We start from the raw sequence: 18,884 nt of genomic DNA on the forward strand, positions 1-18,884 counted from the left end.
AAGACGACTTGACTTCGTGTAGCACGAAGGTTCTAAGCTTATTGTAATGCAATTCAGCCGTAAGTGGAATTACCGCTGCAGTGCCCGATTCCCGGGATACGCGCCGTTTGCTATCATACATTTAAATACTAGGAGGAGTTAAAATGCAAAACGTAACATTGAACAACGGAGTGAAAATGCCGATTATCGGCTTCGGTGTCTACCAGGTTCCCGATGCTGAAGAATGCGAGAATGCGGTATATGAAGCGCTGATGGCCGGTTACCGCCTGATCGACACCGCCGCCGGTTATCTGAATGAGGAAGCGGTCGGACGCGCGATCAAGCGCAGCGGCGTACCGCGTGAGGAGCTGTTCATCACGACCAAGCTCTGGGTTCAAGATGCAGGATACGAGAGTGCCAAGCTGGCGTTTGCCAAATCCTTGAAGAAGTTACAGCTCGAATATCTCGATCTATACCTTATACACCAGCCGTTCGGCGATTACTATGGCGCTTGGCGTGCGATGGAAGACCTATACCGCGAAGGCAAGATCAAGGCGATCGGTGTCAGCAACTTCCTGCCCGACCGTCTGATGGACCTCATCGTGCATAACGAAATCGTACCTGCAGTCAACCAGGTTGAAACGCACCCGTTCTACCAGCAGATCGAGAGTACCGCTTTCATGAAAGAGCAGGGAGTGCAGCACCAGTCGTGGGCGCCGTTCGCTGAAGGAAAGGGCAACATGTTCGGCAACGAAGTGCTGGCCTCGATAGCAGAAAAACACAACAAGTCCGTCGCCCAGGTCGTGCTGCGCTGGCTTGTTCAGCGTGAAGTCGTTGTTATTCCAAAATCGGTGAGAAAAGAGAGGATCGTCGAAAACTTCGACATTTTCGATTTTGAGTTAAGCGCAGACGATATGCAACAGATTGCCACCCTCGATACACGGGAAAGTCTTTTCTTATCCTACCACGATCCGAAATTCGCCAAGATGCTGGGCACCTTGAAAGTCGATCTGTAAACCTTGATCGAACCGTAAACCGGGTATGGGATTGTATTGCTCTTCGAAATGGGCGGTCGAAGGAGCCTTTGAAGCGCTAGCTAAGGAAGTGGCTCCGTTCAATATTAAGACCACTATGGTGGAGCCCGGCGGAATCCGAACGAATTTCCTTACAAGCAACGCCGTATTCGGCGAGCGGATGGACGAATACCGGGATACGGAAGCGGGACAATTCGTTAGTCTGATGAAGGGAGAACTGCCTGGTATAGATATGAGCATGTTCAATCAAATGGTTGTCGGCGATCCGGATAAAATGGCACAGCAGATTATCCGTCGTGTCGACCAGGGAGAAGGTCCGTTACATATGGCGTTGGGCAGTGACGCCTATGAGCAAATCCGTGCAGCTCTGCTGGACAGACTGGCCGCTCTGGAAGCACAGAAAGAGCTGGCTTACTCCACTGATTCAGGTGAAGTGGTAAAACAATTTTAAAGGATACCAAAGAATTCGACATCCACGGCAACTGATATGCTCCTCTGAACAGCGGTTTATTTAGTAATCCTGTCTACTTAAAGGGGAGCATATTTAAAACTTGCCCTTATTTATGATATGGTTCACCTCGCATGACCTTAAACTAACCTGCCCGTTAGTTGAACAATAGCAGCCGATCAATTTGGCCTTCATGGGATTAGATTTTAAAAAAAGCTATCAAAAGCTATCAAGTAACAAAGATACAGCTTCCTACAAGAGGAACCGCCTTGATTCTTTAATTACCGTCCATAGTAGCAAAGAGCCATGTTCCGCTTTTCTTATCCTCCAATAACGAATAGGTCATAACTCCTTGCTCAATTTGTTCATCTTTTATATTTCTATAGAAGGTAACAATCACTTGAATACGTTTGGCGTCTTCATCATAAGTTATTTCATTTAGCTCGTTAAATTCATATTTCATACCTTCTTTATAGTTGTCATTAAACCAAGGCATATTAAATTTAATGGAATCCTCATTAAGCATATTTTCTTTGAACTTTGTTTCATCATGCTGAACAATAGCATTCATATTCAGTTGAACTTTGTCGGCTATGTCCTGCGTGAAGAAGTCTTTCACATACTCTGATAAGTCAATGGAAACACCTTCATTTAAATTTGAAAGATCAGGTTTTTCTTGACTGAACTCTTTTTTGAATAAAAAGGTTTTGCTCCCTATTTTATTGATAGATGTAATTTTTGTATCAGTTGCCTCTTGAGTAATTCCTGATCCATTACTAACCTCTTTTTGATTTTCATTATTACTCATCGTTTCTTGCCCGCATCCGGATGTAACAGCAATAGCTAGAACAGCAATAATACTAATCACCCCTTTTTGAAATCTCATTCCAAATCACCTCCATAAAAGAATGTGTATTTTATAATCAATAATGAAGAGTAATGATACAAGTAGCCCTCAGACAAATTCCCTGCGTGAATTAACATAAGACAAGGGCCTTCCGGTGTTGAGTAGTGTTATAAATAAACTATATTCATTCTCTAATGCCCCATAGTTAGGCAGTTTTTCCCTGAATTGAACTTCACACCTTCTTTAACCGACTTACTAATTATTATCTTCTGGAGTGTCAACAATAATATAGTTTTCCTTCAGATCAGTGTGAGGCACTTCAGTTTCTTTAAAAACAACATCATTCCAATTCTCCTTATTGATTAAACCATATCCAGTAGAAGTAATATGAGGCATCCAGCGAAAGTTGGCGAATGTCGTATCTTTGAAATTTGGTAAGGAACCGTTCTCTTTGGTAAAGGAGCGGTTTATGAAATAAAGATTATCCTGCGTAGCTGCCTTTTCGCTAATGAAAGCTTGCCACTTAAGGTAAGCTGTGTTCTTCGTAATTTGATAATAACGGATTACATTATTATTGACCTCAATGAATCGGTCTTTTGTATTTTTCGGAAAATAATATTGAAGACTGGCTGCTTCCATAGATGGTTCAAAGTACTCCGTGAGCTTTGAAACTCTAGGAAGATTAATCGCAGCATTTCTAGCCGTGCTCAATTCACTGCTCTTAACATCAGTAAGCAGTTTCGTGCTGGGTTTCGAAACAAATGCAGTTTGGGTCTTCTGATTCCAAGTTACTGAACCGTCCAGCGCTTCTGCAACAAAACGTAAGGGAATCATTGTTTTACCGTTATGAATAAATGGACCAGTACTTAATGAAACTAAAGTTCTATTTTTATGAGCTACTTTTTTATTCATTGTCAACTTCAAGTTAGTGTCACTCCCCTTCACTGTCACTTGCTTAGTAGTATTATTCCAGGCAAACGTTAAGCCACCTAAACTTTTGAGTGAAGTCAAGCTGAAAAATACCTGATTGTTCTTGTTGAGAATGTCATTTGAATCTAAGTAGTTATTATTCACTACAACTTGTGTTCCTTTTGGACTTTGTGCTTCTGCAGCTACCTCATTGGTTGGAAGGTTCAAAAGCGTAGAACATAGAACAGCAAAAGAAAACAATACTAATTTCTTCATTAGAATCCTCCTAAATTTGACATCCCTTATATAATAAGACGCAAAAAAAATCGTAAGGTTACCTACAATTTACTCTTACTAAACTAACCTGCCCGTTAGCTTAATGAACTAGTGCAGTGAAATGTAGTTTGAAGCTTATCTAATCGTTAATCGGATTATGTTCTTGTCCTTTACGGCAATCGGTACAAGTTCTTGTCTTTGGTTCGGGACAAGAACTTGTACCGATAAAACAAAAAAGCCGCTAAAATAGCGACTTCCAATGGGACTATGCTCTTGTCCCCCGACAGTTAATCCAGATACAAAATCTCAATCTCGCCCGAAGCGAAGGATTGCTCTGCGTAATCCCCCCCCCAATCACAAAGCGATCTCAAAATGGGTTCAAGTGATTGACCCAGTTCCGTCGTTGAATATTCCACCTTAGGCGGTACCTGATTGTACATCTTTCTGCGAATTAATCCGTCTGTTTCCAGTTCCCGAAGAGTTTGAATCAGCATCTTTTGCGATATATTATGAACGAGTCGCTTAAGCTCTCCCGTCCGTTTAGGTCCTTTTATTAAATAGTACAGAACAAGCCCCTTCCACTTTCCTCCGATAACCTCTAGTGTAACTTCCAGTTCACAGAAAAATGTTTTCATATCAATGCACCATCTCCCGACCTAAGAATATCCCCTTCATGTATCGCTTGATCCTTCAAGGCTCACTGAAGGAAAAATTGAACGTTACATGGAGGGGAGGATACAATCGCATTTAAGTTGATTTAAAAATCTTTGTCGTTTGAAAATTATTATGTCTTGGTTAAACTTGAGCTACTCCGCCATCTACGAATAATTCAACGCCATTCATATAGCTGCTTTCATTAGAGGCTAGGAACATGACAGCATTGGAGATCTCTTCAACCTGCCCCACTCTGCCGAGCGGAATATCATTTTTTGCCTGTTCCAGGATATGATCTAGTTCAGAGCCAAATAACTCATCGTACGCCGGCGTTACGATTGTTCCCGGACTAAGGATGTTTATACGAATTTCGGTCCCTCTCATATCAAGAATCCAGCTGCGGACGAGCTGTCTGATCGCTGCCTTGGATGCACCATAGATACTAAACGCTGGCATCCCCGTCGAGCCAGCAGTGGATCCCGTTAGAATAATCGAACCTCTTTTATTTGGAAACAAAGCTAATGCCTTTTGTACTGTAAAGATGGTTCCTTTCACGTTGACATCGAAAGTCTTGTAGTATTGTGCTTCTGTAATTTCTCCTAATGGAAGCAATGACCCTAGTCCGGCATTTGCAAAGAGAATGTCCAAGTGTCCCTTTTCTCGCTTAACTGTTTCGAATAATATATCTAGATCTTCCGATTTAGATATGTCACCTCGGACACCTGTAACATTCTTTCCGATCTGCTTTACTGCTTCATCCAGTTCACGTTGTCTGCGTCCCGTGATAAAAACGTAAGCCCCTTCTTTTACGAACTGTTGTGCCGACGCGAGACCGATGCCGCTTGTACCTCCGGTTACAACTGCTACCTTCCCGTCAAATTTCCCCATTCTATTAGACTCCTTTTATAATGATTTATATGGTATAGGATGCTCTGTCTGCCTCTGAACCTCCTATGAACGATAGTATGGGGGAAAAGTTACAAGAAAAACAGTACCCACTTTTTTGTGATATAGTCACCAAAAAGTGATAATTGAGGCGGCACAAGCGTTTGTTTTTACAGCCTAACAGATGGAAGTGAGCTCCATTAAGTTTGAGATTGTATATGTGCTTTTAATTTCTGCCGGACTTATTTGTCCGGTTCTGTTGACCCAACAGGTGTCAATGCCCGACTGAAGACCACCTTTGATATCCGTATTTAATGAATCTCCAATGACAAGCGCATCCTTTCTATTAAATTCTGAAATATGACTTATGACGTAATTGAAAAATTCTTTCTTCGGTTACGGAATTATACAATTGAAACAATTCATCCGAAAATGTATATCCATATTGCTAGTGGAATAGAAATCTCACTTCGATTGGACTTTAAATCTTCACCAATCCTCTTCGTACCTTCATAAATGACACCATGGTCATAATTCATGATATCAAAATAACCATTGTAATAATCCCAAACATCTGAATGATTTGAAAACTTAGCAGTAGCATCCAAAATGCGTTTGAATAATATAGTTGCTTCCGCTTCTGTAAGATTCCCTTCAACCATAAGTCTGAATTTAACATCTTTATTACCGTCAAAAGAAGATGCTGTAGCAGCTATCCCCTCGACTTTCCTAAAATAGTCCTCGGATTTACCAACTGCATCGTTAACGTTAATGCTTGTATCGTGACTACAAGATACAGTTAAATATAATGAAATTAATGAGAGGATGAATAACATTTTTCTCATCAATTTTTTACCTCTATTTCTGGGAAAAAAAGCGTTTGAAAGAGGGCTCCATTAATTACTCACCACATGATACACGTATTTGAACTATCCTGCCCGTTAGCTTAAAGCGATCAAAGTATATGTCTATTCGACATTCAGTACATGTTCTTGTCCTCTCAATATCCGGTGCCCCAGATATAATCATAGTCTCACACTTTGATGCCAACCGATATGCCTCTTCTACATTCTGATTCAGGTAACCCTCCGAATATAACAAAATATCCACTTCGGGGTTGGAAGCGTTCCTAGTCAGGATTCTCTTCTGCTATCCTCCCCCATTCATAAATAAAAGCCGGGTTTCTTCATAAAATACTACTGACATACAGTTGTCAGTAGTGTTTTTGTATAGTCGGAGTAAGTAATCGTAAAGGAGTAGGAGATAAATGCGAAGTATTTTGGTTCAAAATGATACGATACGTTGTATCACTTATTATGGGAAGGATGGTATCTCGTGAATTTTGCTTCTGTACGCATTATTACCGACGACGTAGATCGTCTCATCGAGTTCTATGAGAAAATCACGGGTGTTTCGGCCGAACGCCCCGCGCCCGTCTTTGCCGAATTCGTTATGCCATCGTGCACCCTGGCGATCGGCCACTCCCAGACGGCGCAACTGTTCGGTGATGGTTCCGCAGTGGCGGCTGACAATCACACTGTTATTATCGAGTTCCGCGTCCATGATGTCGATGCCGAATACGAGCGTTTGAAGCCGTTTATCGACGAGTGGGTAAAGGAACCTACTACGATGCCGTGGGGGAACCGTGCCGTTCTGTTTCGCGATCCCGACGGTAACCTTGTTAACCTCTTCACGCCGGTGACCGAGGAAGCAATCAAACGGTTCAGCGGTAGGCGTTGACGGACACTTTAAGTCAGTGAGGCGTATTTCGTAATTAGCAATGTTACTGAGCGCATAAAGAGACCATAGCGACGAGCTATGGTCTCTTCATTATATCTAGGTTCTTCATTAATCATCGAGTAATGGATTTATTTCGCGATCTCGCAGGTGCTGGCAACCTGTTTGTAATTGTGCTATCACTTCCGGTTAGATTAACAAATGATGACGAGCAATCAATATATCGTGTTGCAAATACTCATAAACGTATGCCAATGTGAGTTAGTTATCGTTGTCCAAGAGTAGAGCTTAAAGTAACCAGATTTAAAGTCAAACCTTGCGTTTGTATAGAAAATGGCTTCTTTCTGAAATTGATCTAAAAAATATTCACTTAATTCATCTGCCATCGGTTTTGTCTTCAAATCAATATCATGGGTCATGTTTTTTGAAAGAACATAAATTAAAATTTTTTTAGCATAATCTTTATCAACCATTCTCCAGTTACCCTCTAGCTTATCTGCATTATGGCCCATTCGCGTCAAAAATGCCTCCAATATACTTCCTTTCTCAATCTTATTTTTTAATTCTATACCGTATGTAACTTTACCTGAATTCCTCTTTGATAATAAAATCTCGAACTCGTCATCATTTTTTATCATCTTCCTGCCCGTTAGCTTACTAAAAGGACAACCCACTAATTAGTCAGCACTCACTTGAAATATCATTACATAAATTATCAATACACCTTGATATGTCCTTTAACGCCACACTTATTTGGAAATAACAGATCCTTTGCTTTAAGTCACATACCACTTTATTCATACGACACCCAAAGCAAAAGACGCCGCTGCATCTGCACGGCGCCTTTTCTTTTTACTACATCTAATAATAGAGCCTGCTACTCCATCATCAATTCAGAGTCATCTCATAGAACCAGAGGCAGGTTATTTCAGCTCTGCCTTCGGTTGATTCAACGCCAGAATATGCCCGTCTCATCCCGTTCAACTTGTTCGAGCAGATCCTCAAAGTCGGGACAAGGCTCAATAACGTCTACGGCATGCCAACTGCTGTGTTCATCCTTGGCGTATACCTTCCATTGCTGCTCTTCCCAGTTAAATCGGGCTATTGGCATCTGATCCCACGTATATCGTGTCTCCGAGGGCCTTTCTTCCGTTAAAATGAGTTCATTTTCATTCATCTCATACGTTAGCTTCACCATCGTCCGGAGTGGTGCAGGCACCTTTTCGTGGATATACCCGTTCATCACTGACTGAATTCTACAAACAGTGAAAGCGTCCAACACGGGGAATCACATCCCTTCATTTAATGAATGCTCATCTGTCTTACCAACTGGACTTGGTTACACCCGGAATCTGTCCCTGGTGGGCCAGTTCGCGGAAGACGATGCGGGATACCTTGAATTTGCGCAAATACCCTCTTGGACGTCCAGTCAGTTCACAACGATTTTTCAGTCTTGTCGGTGAAGCGTTGCGCGGCAGCTTCTGCAATGCTTCATAATCCCCTTTCTCTTTCAGCTCCCGGCGCAGCTCTGCATACTTCGCTACCGTTGCCTGACGTTGTTTTTCGCGTACTACCTTCGATTTTTTGGCCATGGTTTGGTTTACAGCTCCTTTATCAATTTGTTTTGTGAATGTTTAGTATCAAACGGCTTCTACAGGCCAGGGCAGCGGATTATCAAAACGTCCCCAGTCGGCTTGCATCTCCTCATCGCTGAGCAGGCACTGGTCCAGCTCATCTTCAATCACAGCACGTTCCATTTCGATCCCGATCATCACCAGCTCGGTCTGCCGATCTCCCCACTGGGCATCCCATTTTGCCAGAACATCCGGCTCGGTACGCAAAATCTCTTCCTTGTCTGCGTCCGGCAATGCCGCAACCCAATGTCCGGCAGGACCAAATTGAATGGAAGGACCGGCCTGACTCAGGCTTGCCGCCACATCTCCTTCGGCTGCCAGCCAAACCAGCCCTTTGGCACGAACGACCTCTTCCGGCCAGCAGCTCATGAATTCAGCCAGACGTGAGGGATGAAATGGTCTTCTGCGGCGATAAACGAAGGAGCCAATTCCGTACTCTTCCGTCTCGGGAGTATGTGATTCCTTTTCCAGCTCCTGAATCCATCCGGCAGACATGCTCACTCTTTCGAAGTCGAAAAGACCGGTATTCAGAATCTCAGCAGGATTCACTTGACCCTTCACCGTCCGAATGATTTTGGCATGGGGCTGAAGCTTACGGATGACACCTTCAAGCTTGTTCAGTTCTACGTCATCAACCAAATCACATTTGTTCAGCAGCAGGACATCACAGGTCTCAATCTGGTCAATCAGCAGGTCCACCACGTCACGGGTATCTTCATCTCCTGTGGCCTGGTTCCGATCAAGAAGGCTCTGTCCTGAGGCAAAATCATGCCAGAACCGGTTGGCATCCACCACCGTTACCAGGCAGTCCAGCTTCGCCAAGCTTGTCAGATCAATACCCGACTCTTCATCGGCATATGTAAAGGTCTGTGCCACCGGAACAGGCTCACTGATACCCGTGGATTCAATCAGGATATAGTCGAATCGGCCTTCGTTCACCAGTTTCTCAATCTCCTGCATCAGATCATCCCGCAGCGTGCAGCAGATGCAACCATTGGAAAGTTCTACGAGCTTCTCTTCTGTCCGGGACAGCGTGGCCTCTCCCTTGACCAGCGCTGCGTCGATATTTACCTCACTCATGTCGTTCACAATAACAGCGACCTTAAGACCCTGCCGATTGTGCAGTACATGATTAAGAACTGTCGTTTTGCCTGAACCAAGGTACCCGCTGAGAACCGTTACCGGAACTTGCTTTTGTGTCATTTGAATCTACTCCTTATAGTGGCAGCCAATATGGTTTCGACCTTATTGGTAATTATTACGATTAACAACAATGACTATAATCCTGTTGGCTCCTGTTGTCAAATCATTTTTATAAAAAAAGACCTACGGCCTGTTTCCGGCAGGTTCGGATCATCATGATACGCACCGGAAAAGTCAGTCCATAAGCCTTTAACTTTTTTCTTTCAGATAGGCGTTCGAATCAAGCCGCACGGGTGGTGCTTAACACCCACATAACACTTGCTCTGCACACCAATCTCCCTTAGTTCGCAGCAGCGGATCTTTTCCCATTCCCTGCTTCCATCCGCTGCCCGAAAGCCAAGACCAGAATCATGGCTGCCACCGAAAGAAACGTGCAGATCGTAAACATGGTAGAGTATGAACTGCTCTGAACAATCAGCCCCATGGCCAGCCCGCCCAGGGAGAACCCCAGATCATAGGATGACATGAAAATGCCCATAAGCACATACCTGGAGTCGGCAGGGAGAACGAAGGACAGGTAGGTGGTTAACGTCGGGTACATTAAGGCCAGGGCAAAACCACTGAACACTGCAGACAGATACACCAGTGGTCCAATGAACTCCAGCAGTGCGAGCATCTGGGTTCCCAGCGCCGCACACAGCAGCAATCCTGCCATCAGCCAGGTATTCCAGCTGCCGTCAGACGGTATTTTTTTGCGCAAAATAAATCGGCACAGAATAACAACCAGCCCCTGAATCGTTAAAAACACCCCGGCGCTCGCCATGCCGGTCGAAACCATATACAGCGGTAGAAAGGTCGCGGTTGCTCCAAATACACAGGAAACGAACAGCATAACCACACTGCTGATTAATAACGGTGTACTGCGCCAGAGGCCGCTGAATGAGCGCACCATGTCCCGCAGCGTATATGATTTATTTTGCACTGTCTGCCCAGGCAGATCCACACGATATCCGATCAGAAGTGGACATGCAGCCAAACCGATCATCAGTACAATAAACCAGATATCGCCGGCATTTTCCCAGATCTGTATAGCCAGTATCGGAATAACGAGAGATGGAACCATCGTAAAAAGCGTATACATGGACAGTCCCTGTGCCCGGTCCTTGTCCTCCAGCTTCTCCACAATGCCAGCCTGCATGGTCATGGAGAAAAACGCAGTCGCCACGCCTTGCAATGCCCGCAGCCAGAGGTACGTATCCACATCACCGATCATAAACAGCAGCAGCGTTACAGCATGCAAAATGAGTAATCCCTTCATGACCCGGAGTGGGCCATACTTCCCCAGAAGCTGTGCCGCAAATGGTCTCAGCAGCATACAAGTGAACATGTACGCCCCCATCATCAAGCCAATCTCGGCCTGATTCAGACCAGCTGCCTCACTTCTCAGAGGAAGAATAATCGTTAAAGCCGAATTGGCAGCAAAAAATAAAAAGGCCAAAACATAAAACCGGATAAACGAAAAGGATACCGGATTTAATTTGCCATATGATTTTGCAGAAGAATCCAATCTGTCGTCCCCACTTTCTCTCTCTATTGCCGGAGCACGCTTGTCGATAACGCAAGGTTAATTAACCTGTCAACCCCATTAAATCGTCATGGTTGGGATTAAAAAATCAATTTATCTTATACTGCTTTACTTGTCAATGAATTTGTAATCTTTACGATTAAGCAGCATGACGAATGGAATAAAAAAAAGCTGACGCTCATTGCATCAGCCTTCCATCTATTTCGTACCTATCAATAATCCCCTGCGGTCATACGCAAAAACAATCATGGCTGTCCCTAATATTGCACAGATGATATACATCCAGGAAAAAGATAATACATCGGCAACGGGTCCCATCATGACTCCCCCAAGTGAAACGCCCAGATCAGCCGTAGCGATGAACAAACCGATTAATATGTTGCGGTTCGACGGTGGCAGTACAAAAGACAGATAGGTTGTCAACGTTGGATATACGATAGCCTGCGCAATTCCCATAAGCCCAGCGCCTAGGTAGAAGATGATTGCACCTGCCTGGATGGAGAAACCGACGCACGCTGCAGCCAATGTCAGAAGCAGCATGGTTCCCATCATAAACGATGAGTGCCACCTTCCGTCCGAAGGAATCCGCTTTCTGAGCAGAATGCGTGCAACCACCACGACCGCAGCCTGAATCATCAGAAAGACACCGGCATTTCCGTTATTCAGTTGTGGAGCATACAAAGGAATGAACGCCGTAATGGCGCCAAATATAATGGACGAGATGAGCATAATGACACTGCATTTGAACAAAAACGGATTCCGGACCAGTTCACCGAAGGACTCCAGCATCTTGGACTTCTGTCCTGACTGATCCGGAGTTGTCTCTGTGACGTGTTCCTTCGTCTTGTCCATCCTGACACTGTAACCGAAAAGTCCAGTCACCATGGCAATGGCAATCATGAATATCGAGAAATAATCCATACCTCCTGTATTCCACAGTCCCAGAGCAAGAACAGGACCAGCAATGCCCGGAATATAGGAAAAGAGTGAATAGTATGAGATCCCCTGCGAACGATCCTTCTCAGGCAATGCATCGATAATGCCGATCTGGAGAGCCATGGAGAAAAATGCGGTAGATACGCCTTGCAGGGCACGGGCTACGAAATATCCACCCAACCCGGTGAATGTATACAAAATCAAGGCTAATCCATTGAGGATCAGGATGATCCGCAGTACCTTGATTGGTCCATGCTTCTGAATAATCTGGCCTGCCCATGGCCGGAAAAACATCGTTGTGAACATGTACGCTCCCATGACCAGGCCGATGACTGTGCTGCTTGCACCCAACGATTCACCCCGAAGAGGGATAATCACGTTGAGTATAGCGTTAGCACTAAAATAAAAGAGGGCCAATATATATAAACGCAGAAAAGGCCATGACAATGCTCCACTCACGCTGAGTTCTCCTTTAGAATGTGATTAAATGATCCAGCAACTTCCTCGCATACTCAGACTTCACGTGTTTCAACTGCTCAATGGGTACCATTTCTTCAATCTGGCCCTCTCTGAAAATAATCACCCTGTCACAAATGTAAGCAGCCGCCTGTATATCATGGGTGATAAAAACATAACTCATATGATACATTTCCTTCAGTTCTTTCAGCACATGGAGTACCTGAGTCTGGACCGATACATCCAGTGAACTGATCGCTTCGTCCAACACAATGCACTGAGGCTCTGTGGAAATCGCCCGGGCGATACAAACCCGTTGTACTTCTCCCCCGGACAGTTCATGCGGGTACCTGGATCTGTATGAGCTGTCCAGTCCGACCTGGCTGAGCAAAACATCTATTTTGAGTGAATCCGAGTTTCCTTCCGGATTCTTCTTTTGTAGTCGTAACGGTTCCATGATGGCTTCTTCGACTGTGAAAAACGGATTGATAGACGACTTGTAATCCTGGAACACAGCACTGATCCTGCCACGTCTTACTTTGCTGTCCAGCACGGATTTCCCTTCCAACAAAATCGTCCCCTGATCCGGTCGCTCCATCCCCAGCATCAATCTGCCCAAGGTTGATTTCCCGCTGCCGCTCTCACCGATGATGCCGAGACATTCCCCGCGTAAGCATTCGAAACTGACATCGTGCAGCACTGGCTTTTTGTTCCTTGCAAACAAACCGCCCTGTGAATAGGACTTATGAATATGGTCAACTTTTAGCAATGATCTGTTCCTCCTGCATCAATTGCCTGAAATGATTGCTTAACTCCCAGCGGGTGGATACCAAATACTGCGTGTATGGATGCTGTGGTTTCGTAAAGACCGAGCGGATGCTGCCCGACTCCACAATATTCCCGTCCTTCATGACCAGAACGTCATCCGCAATTTTCCGTACGACCCCCAAATCATGCGAGATAAAGATCATCGAACATCCCATCCGTTCACGCAATTGAATGAGCTGCTCAACCACTTCATATTGAGAAATTGTATCCAGAGCTGTTGTGGGTTCATCCGCGATGATCACATCGGGCTCCAGAACCAGTGCAAGAGCAATCATGATCCGCTGCAGCATGCCTCCCGACAGCTGATGAGGATATTGATTCATGATTTCCAGCGGATTTTTCAGCATCACCCGTTCCATGGCTGATTTCATGTTTTGCTCCACTTCTTTGGCATTCCAACCGTAATGGGCTTGAAGGGTCTCTCTCAGATGAACACCGATCACACAGGAGGGATCGAATGCACCCATTCCGTTCTGGAGAATCATGCACAATTTCCGTCCTCTTCTTTTCCGCATCTCCTGTTCTGTCAGCTTGTTTAGATCTTCCCCTTTGAACAGAATCTGACCCGATTGCCGGATGGACGGTTTATTCAAGCGCATGATGGACCTGCATGTGATCGACTTGCCACTTCCACTCTCACCTACAATGGCGAGACACTGACCTTGCTTTAGATGAAATGAACTGTTGTGCACAATGACCTCTTCCGTGTGTTCATCCCATATTCTCAGTTGATCAACTTCCAATATATTCATAGGAGACCTGTTCACCTCTCTTCCTTCCGCGAGGCTTGTTGCTCGACTTAGAGGTCATCAATTTGGGGTCAAGAGCAACTTGCAGCGCATCGGACAGGAAATTGAATGCCGATACAACCAGAACAATCGCCAGACCTGGCGCGAGCATCAGCTCCGGCCTGGAGAACATGACCTCTCTTGCCTCATTCAGCATCATGCCCCACTCGGCTTGCGGGGCCTGGACGCCCAGTCCGAGAAAGGACAGACCCGATATTTGCAGGATCATGGAACAGATGGCACTGCTTGAAATGACAGCAATATCCGAGAACGTGACGGGTACAATGTGTTTTTGAATAATGCGCAGGTGACTGATGCCGGACGCCCTGGCAAATTTCACATAATCCATCTCCGAATATTGCATGACCGATGTACGAATAACCCGGGCGAACCATGCCCATTTCATCACAACAAAGGCAATCAGAATATTTCCCAGGCCGGCACCCAAAATGCCAACCACCGCGAGTGTCATCACGTAACCCGGAAAAGAAAGCATGATATCACAGATCCTCATCATGATTGCATCGGTTTTCCCTTTGAAATAACCGGAGATGAACCCGATGAGAGCCCCCAGAAGAACCGAGGCGAGCAGGGCAACCAGAACCCACAGCACACTGGGACGAATGCCATAAATCAGCCGCGACAGAATACACCTGCCCAAATGATCATTGCCGAGCAGATACGACCAGGATGCAGATGCATACCTAAGCTTCATATTCACTTCTTCGGGGTCATGTGGTGCAATCCAAGGAGCAAGTACGCCAGCTATGACCATCACAACGATGACGACAAGAGACGACATGGCGAGTTTATCCTGGCTTAAATTCCGAAGTATTCTCATTAGAAATCCTTTCTGAGCTTGGGGTTCATCGCCGCATTAATGATATCGGAGAGCGTATTGAATAATACAAACGTGACCGCCAAAATAAGCACATAAGCCTGTATGATCGGAAAATCCCGGCTGAGAATGGATCTGACGCTTAACCTTCCGAGACCTGGCCAGGCAAACACGTTCTCAATAACAACGGTACTTCCAAGTACAATCGGTATGGCCATGCAGAAGATCGAAACAGAAACCTGCAGCGAGTTCCGCAAAGTATGGAGGGTTACCTTTCTCTCCGGAATTCCGCTGGCTCGTGCATACAGGACATAGTCTTCATTCAAATTGCTTAGCATGGAGCTTCTCACATTCCTGAAATAAATCCCTACATAACTTACCGTAATGACGATCACCGGAAGAATGTAACTCTGAACCGAATCCATCCCGCTGGTCGGCAGCAGATCAAGCTTGACGGAGAAATACCAGATCAGCAGGGCCGCAAGCCAGTAAGATGGAATCGCAGTCAGCAAAAAAGAGAATCCTCGTACGGACTTGTCTGTCATCTTTCCTTCCCTCATGGCACATACCACACCTAACAGGATCGAGAACAGAATAATGAACACGGACGATATGAGCGTCAATTTGAGCGTGTTCACAAATGCGGGCCAGATCAATGACCAGACGGATTTCCCGGTGACATAGGAATCACCAAAGTCCAATTGCAGGCAGGCCATCAGCCAGTTCCAATACTGAATCAGGAACGGCTGGTCCATGCCTAGCTCTGCCTTGGTTTTTGCAATCAATTCGTCCGTGATCTGCGGAACTTCCTGTGCCTGTAATACAACTACTGCAGGGTCCAGTGGCGAGAGATTGATCAGAACAAAGGTTAGAAACGAAATAATCAGCAGCAAGGGTATTGCTAGCAGAATCCGTTTGACGATATAACTCCCCATATCCAGCTCCTTTTCACACGAGATCCGATTGCTTCTATTTAAACTTCATTCGCTCGAATGGCAGTTCATATTGGGTCTGCTTAAATGCAATGCCATCCAGATTTTTCGGTGCAACTACGGTCATGCTTCCGTTCGTAATTGGAATAAACACAGCCTCATCATGGACCATGGTCATAATGTCAGCGTACAGCGATTTTCTTGTATCCTCATCGGTGGACACCATGACCTCTTCAATCTTGGCATACAATTCCTTGGCACCAGCCATCCCGCTTGTTGTATGCAGATAGGCTGAACTGGAGGCAAAAGCGGAAATCGTGCTCTGAGGATCATAAGCCAGACCCCAGGTTTGATTGAACAGCAGATCATATTCACCCGTGGATCTTCTGTTTGCGATGGAAGAAGATTCTTCCCCAATAATGGATAACTGAATACCAATGCCTTTCAGTTCATTTTGAATATATTCAGCCTGCGTTTTCTGGGTCGAGGAGTTACTGTCGTAATATAGATCCATTGCCAGCTCTTGCCCATTTTTGGTTCGTACAGCAGCACCACTCTCTAAAGTCCAGCCCGCTTCATCGAGCAGCTTCTGGGCAGAGCTCACATCATAACTACGTTCCTTTAATTCAACGTTGGCGTAATTTACATTGGAAGAGAACAGGGTCTGAGCAGGCGTCTGTGTCCCGTCAAAAATATCATTGCTGATGGTATCCCGGTCTATGGCATGCCAGATCGCTTCCCGGACCGCTTTTTCACTGACCGGATTATCCGTTTTGCTGCTGTTGGCCGCAATGATACTCGTGTTCATCGGTTCACTGCGTACCACCTGATACTCACCCGAGTCTGCCAGTTGGTTCATCGCTTCGACGTCAATGCTGTCAGCACCCCGGTCATCCGTGAATACGAAGTCGATCTCTCCTTTTTGCAATGCCAGAAAAGTGGTTTCGCCTGCCGGAAGAACTTTGGCAACAATGCTCTGGATTTCGGGTTTGCCTCCCCAATAGTTTTCATTCGCCTGGAACGTGGCATTTTCATCCACATTGTGCTCCGTAAGCATGTATGGCCCTGTTCCATGGTAACCATTGACTCCATCCTTCGTTCCACCATTGATCATATCTTTGGGTGACAGGAACACATAGGGTCTGGTCATGGACAATTCCACCAGTGTGGGATAATAGGTACTGGATAGCACCAATTCAACGGTATATTCATCAATGACGTTTGTACTCACGATTTTGGTAGACAGTTTAATCCAAGCATGTTTCTCGCGATTAGCCTGAACCGCGTCAAAATTGGCTTTCACCGCCTCAGCGTTGAAGGGTTCTCCGTCCTGGAACTTCACATTTTTTCGTAAGTGAAAGGTGTAGGTCTTTCCGTCTTCGGAGATATCCCATGATTCGGCAAGCAAGGGCTTGATTCCCTCAGCCGTGTTCTCTACCAGCGACTCATACACCATACCTTGAGCAGGCATGGAACCGGTGTATAGATGGGGATTCATATCATTAATGTCTTTGGCAGAGGCATAGATTAAACTCGTTTTCTCCTCTCCCTCTGCCGCTCCTGTCTGCTCGCTCCCCTTTTCGCCGCAACCGGCCATGACGGTCAAAACCATTGCAAATACAATACTAAAGCCAAGTCTGGATATTCCCTTTTTCACAACATGTCCTCCTGATGATTGATTTCGAGTCCCTCACAGATCATGTTCAAATCTTCAGCAAAAGTCTGAACCTGAAATGCACCCGACAATGGTAGATCTCTTTGTTCCTGTGCCACCTGCACCAATTTGTTCTCATAGGTTGCAATGAATTTATCTATGGTGGGACAACTCACCCTGAGATGCCTTGCAATGCCCTGAATGATTTTGATGCGGTAATAATCTTCTTTGGGCATCCTTGGGATCTCAAGCTGTCCCTCCCGGTTCACGAACATCTTTCGAAAAGGAACGGCCGAAAAGTCAAAATATTTTCCTTGTTCGTCCGGCTTCGAGAAAGGATCGATAAGTAATGAGGTATACCGTATGTACAGCAAATACTCCTGATGTATGTCCTGAAAATCGATAAACCCTTCGATATCATGACGCGATAAACTCTGTAAACGAACCGGATAGTTATCGTCTGTCATGAATTGAAGCAGGTTGAGAGATGGTATGTTCAACCGGTCTGTAATACCCATAATTTCTTTCCAACCTCTGAGCATATCCCGAATCAGATATTGGGTTACAGGCCCTTCCGGGTAGATCTTGTAGACATACGTTTGAATATCAGAGCCTCCAAAAATCGCATTCAAAGAAAAATCGTTCATGAATAATGGCGGATGTACATAAAGCGAGATGTTTCGTGTCTCCGCCTCAAACGGAGAAGCCATCATTTCCAACTCCGTACCGAGCTGCTCATACATTTTGCATAATCCGTATATCCGTTCTGAAGGATTCTGCGTGGAACCGATATACAGTTTTTTCTTCACCCCAGTTGTCACAACCTGATTGGAGGGCTGACGATCCATCCATCTTGTATCCCCGCAATAGGTGGAAAAACTGATCACTTCGGCCCTGCACCCTAATTCACTCACATAGTGATGAACGAGGCGATTCGAACCAAATGTGGGGGACACCAGCACCATGCATCGAACCTTTTTCAGTACATCCGGGTCTATCTGACTCAAGACCTCGATATATGCGTCCGTCGTGACAGACAGAATCAGCGTGTCCCACTCGCCTTCAATTTGACTGTACGCGGTAAAAACCCGATCCACAGTACACTGGCCTTCCACGTTCCGGTGTTTCTCATTCTGAACACTTACGCGAATTTGCTGGTCATTTTGTTTCAATGAGGCGAAGAAATCATCGGATCTGGCCGATTGCCTTCCGGCTATGCCAATGTAGGACCCTCGTTGTTTCTTGAACAGTACAGCTAGTTGAATTGATGCAGGCCCTGTCCCCATGATTAAGACTCGTTCAAAATCAATCATATCTGCCT

At 45.3% G+C, this 18,884-nt stretch carries 20 protein-coding genes and 1 pseudogene; 3 read left to right on the plus strand and 18 right to left on the minus strand.

The genetic code is table 11. The features are described from left to right. Positions 1 to 143 precede the first annotated feature (143 nt). Positions 144 to 995 (plus strand): aldo/keto reductase, encoded by an 852-nt coding sequence (locus AB3N00_RS23355; protein ID WP_216535601.1) that lies wholly within the window; start codon positions 144 to 146, stop codon positions 993 to 995. 25 nt (positions 996 to 1,020) lie between these two features. Next, positions 1,021 to 1,464: an SDR family NAD(P)-dependent oxidoreductase gene (locus tag AB3N00_RS23360; protein ID WP_413036741.1), complete on the plus strand. Its 444-nt coding sequence runs from the start codon at positions 1,021 to 1,023 to the stop codon at positions 1,462 to 1,464. Between the two features lie 274 nt (positions 1,465 to 1,738). Here AB3N00_RS23360 and AB3N00_RS23365 read toward each other — a convergent pair whose 3' ends face one another. The 6 genes and pseudogenes from AB3N00_RS23365 to AB3N00_RS23390 all read right to left on the minus strand — a co-directional run bounded on the left by AB3N00_RS23365 (position 1,739) and on the right by AB3N00_RS23390 (position 5,877). Beyond that, positions 1,739 to 2,347 carry a hypothetical protein gene (locus tag AB3N00_RS23365; protein ID WP_413036742.1) on the minus strand — a complete coding sequence of 203 codons (609 nt, stop codon included), beginning with the start codon at positions 2,345 to 2,347 and terminating at the stop codon, positions 1,739 to 1,741. A gap of 216 nt (positions 2,348 to 2,563) precedes the next feature. Continuing rightward, complete coding sequence (locus tag AB3N00_RS23370) at positions 2,564 to 3,493, minus strand: copper amine oxidase N-terminal domain-containing protein (RefSeq protein WP_413036743.1); 930 nt, start codon at positions 3,491 to 3,493, stop codon at positions 2,564 to 2,566. A gap of 287 nt (positions 3,494 to 3,780) precedes the next feature. After that, positions 3,781 to 4,128 (minus strand): winged helix-turn-helix transcriptional regulator, encoded by a 348-nt coding sequence (locus AB3N00_RS23375; RefSeq protein ID WP_413036744.1) that lies wholly within the window; start codon positions 4,126 to 4,128, stop codon positions 3,781 to 3,783. Between the two features lie 160 nt (positions 4,129 to 4,288). Then, positions 4,289 to 5,035: an SDR family NAD(P)-dependent oxidoreductase gene (locus AB3N00_RS23380; protein ID WP_413036745.1), complete on the minus strand. Its 747-nt coding sequence runs from the start codon at positions 5,033 to 5,035 to the stop codon at positions 4,289 to 4,291. 174 nt (positions 5,036 to 5,209) lie between these two features. Then, positions 5,210 to 5,416 (minus strand): annotated as a pseudogene (locus AB3N00_RS23385) (HAD hydrolase-like protein); the annotation flags it as partial. Between the two features lie 38 nt (positions 5,417 to 5,454). Continuing rightward, the gene (locus AB3N00_RS23390) at positions 5,455 to 5,877 is read right to left on the minus strand and encodes a hypothetical protein (RefSeq protein ID WP_413036746.1); all 423 of its coding nucleotides are present in this window, start codon (positions 5,875 to 5,877) and stop codon (positions 5,455 to 5,457) included. A gap of 490 nt (positions 5,878 to 6,367) precedes the next feature. On the opposite strand from AB3N00_RS23390, the gene AB3N00_RS23395 reads away from it, so the two are divergent. Further along, a complete protein-coding gene (locus AB3N00_RS23395; protein WP_413036747.1) occupies positions 6,368 to 6,772 on the plus strand; it encodes a VOC family protein in 405 nt (134 codons plus the stop codon). 212 nt (positions 6,773 to 6,984) lie between these two features. Here AB3N00_RS23395 and AB3N00_RS23400 read toward each other — a convergent pair whose 3' ends face one another. The 12 genes from AB3N00_RS23400 to AB3N00_RS23455 all read right to left on the minus strand — a co-directional run bounded on the left by AB3N00_RS23400 (position 6,985) and on the right by AB3N00_RS23455 (position 18,876). After that, on the minus strand, positions 6,985 to 7,407 hold the full coding sequence (locus AB3N00_RS23400) for a hypothetical protein (protein WP_413036748.1): 423 nt from the start codon (positions 7,405 to 7,407) through the stop codon (positions 6,985 to 6,987). A gap of 311 nt (positions 7,408 to 7,718) precedes the next feature. Then, entirely contained in the window at positions 7,719 to 8,012 is a 294-nt protein-coding gene (locus AB3N00_RS23405) for a DUF3024 domain-containing protein (protein ID WP_413036749.1), read from the minus strand. 79 nt (positions 8,013 to 8,091) lie between these two features. Further along, the gene (gene rpsN, locus AB3N00_RS23410; RefSeq protein WP_063566651.1) at positions 8,092 to 8,361 is read right to left on the minus strand and encodes a 30S ribosomal protein S14; all 270 of its coding nucleotides are present in this window, start codon (positions 8,359 to 8,361) and stop codon (positions 8,092 to 8,094) included. Positions 8,362 to 8,409: 48 nt separating this feature from the next. After that, positions 8,410 to 9,606, minus strand: a complete 1,197-nt coding sequence (locus AB3N00_RS23415; RefSeq protein WP_413036750.1) for a GTP-binding protein — start codon at positions 9,604 to 9,606, stop codon at positions 8,410 to 8,412. Positions 9,607 to 9,886: 280 nt separating this feature from the next. Further along, positions 9,887 to 11,113 (minus strand): staphylopine family metallophore export MFS transporter CntE, encoded by a 1,227-nt coding sequence (cntE, locus tag AB3N00_RS23420; RefSeq protein ID WP_413036751.1) that lies wholly within the window; start codon positions 11,111 to 11,113, stop codon positions 9,887 to 9,889. A 216-nt stretch (positions 11,114 to 11,329) separates the two neighbouring features. Continuing rightward, positions 11,330 to 12,526, minus strand: coding sequence for a staphylopine family metallophore export MFS transporter CntE (gene cntE / locus AB3N00_RS23425; protein ID WP_413036752.1), 1,197 nt, complete (start codon positions 12,524 to 12,526; stop codon positions 11,330 to 11,332). A 13-nt stretch (positions 12,527 to 12,539) separates the two neighbouring features. Further along, positions 12,540 to 13,292 carry an ABC transporter ATP-binding protein gene (locus AB3N00_RS23430; protein WP_413036753.1) on the minus strand — a complete coding sequence of 251 codons (753 nt, stop codon included), beginning with the start codon at positions 13,290 to 13,292 and terminating at the stop codon, positions 12,540 to 12,542. After that, positions 13,279 to 14,103, minus strand: coding sequence for a staphylopine uptake ABC transporter ATP-binding protein CntD (gene cntD / locus AB3N00_RS23435; RefSeq protein WP_413036754.1), 825 nt, complete (start codon positions 14,101 to 14,103; stop codon positions 13,279 to 13,281). Before cntD ends, AB3N00_RS23430 begins: the two co-directional genes overlap by 14 nt. Continuing rightward, positions 14,084 to 14,980: a staphylopine uptake ABC transporter permease subunit CntC gene (gene cntC, locus AB3N00_RS23440; RefSeq protein WP_413036755.1), complete on the minus strand. Its 897-nt coding sequence runs from the start codon at positions 14,978 to 14,980 to the stop codon at positions 14,084 to 14,086. The genes cntD and cntC overlap by 20 nt, the downstream gene beginning before the upstream one ends. After that, a complete protein-coding gene (gene opp1B / locus AB3N00_RS23445) occupies positions 14,980 to 15,912 on the minus strand; it encodes a nickel/cobalt ABC transporter permease (protein WP_413036756.1) in 933 nt (310 codons plus the stop codon). The genes cntC and opp1B overlap by 1 nt, the downstream gene beginning before the upstream one ends. A gap of 34 nt (positions 15,913 to 15,946) precedes the next feature. Continuing rightward, on the minus strand, positions 15,947 to 17,533 hold the full coding sequence (gene cntA, locus AB3N00_RS23450) for a staphylopine-dependent metal ABC transporter substrate-binding lipoprotein (protein WP_413036878.1): 1,587 nt from the start codon (positions 17,531 to 17,533) through the stop codon (positions 15,947 to 15,949). 29 nt (positions 17,534 to 17,562) lie between these two features. Continuing rightward, positions 17,563 to 18,876, minus strand: coding sequence for an opine metallophore biosynthesis dehydrogenase (locus AB3N00_RS23455; RefSeq protein ID WP_413036757.1), 1,314 nt, complete (start codon positions 18,874 to 18,876; stop codon positions 17,563 to 17,565). Between the last annotated feature and the right edge of the window lie 8 nt (positions 18,877 to 18,884).

It is taken from the genome of Paenibacillus xylanilyticus (assembly GCF_047246825.1).
Taxonomy (GTDB): Bacteria; Bacillota; Bacilli; order Paenibacillales; family Paenibacillaceae; genus Paenibacillus; species Paenibacillus xylanilyticus_B.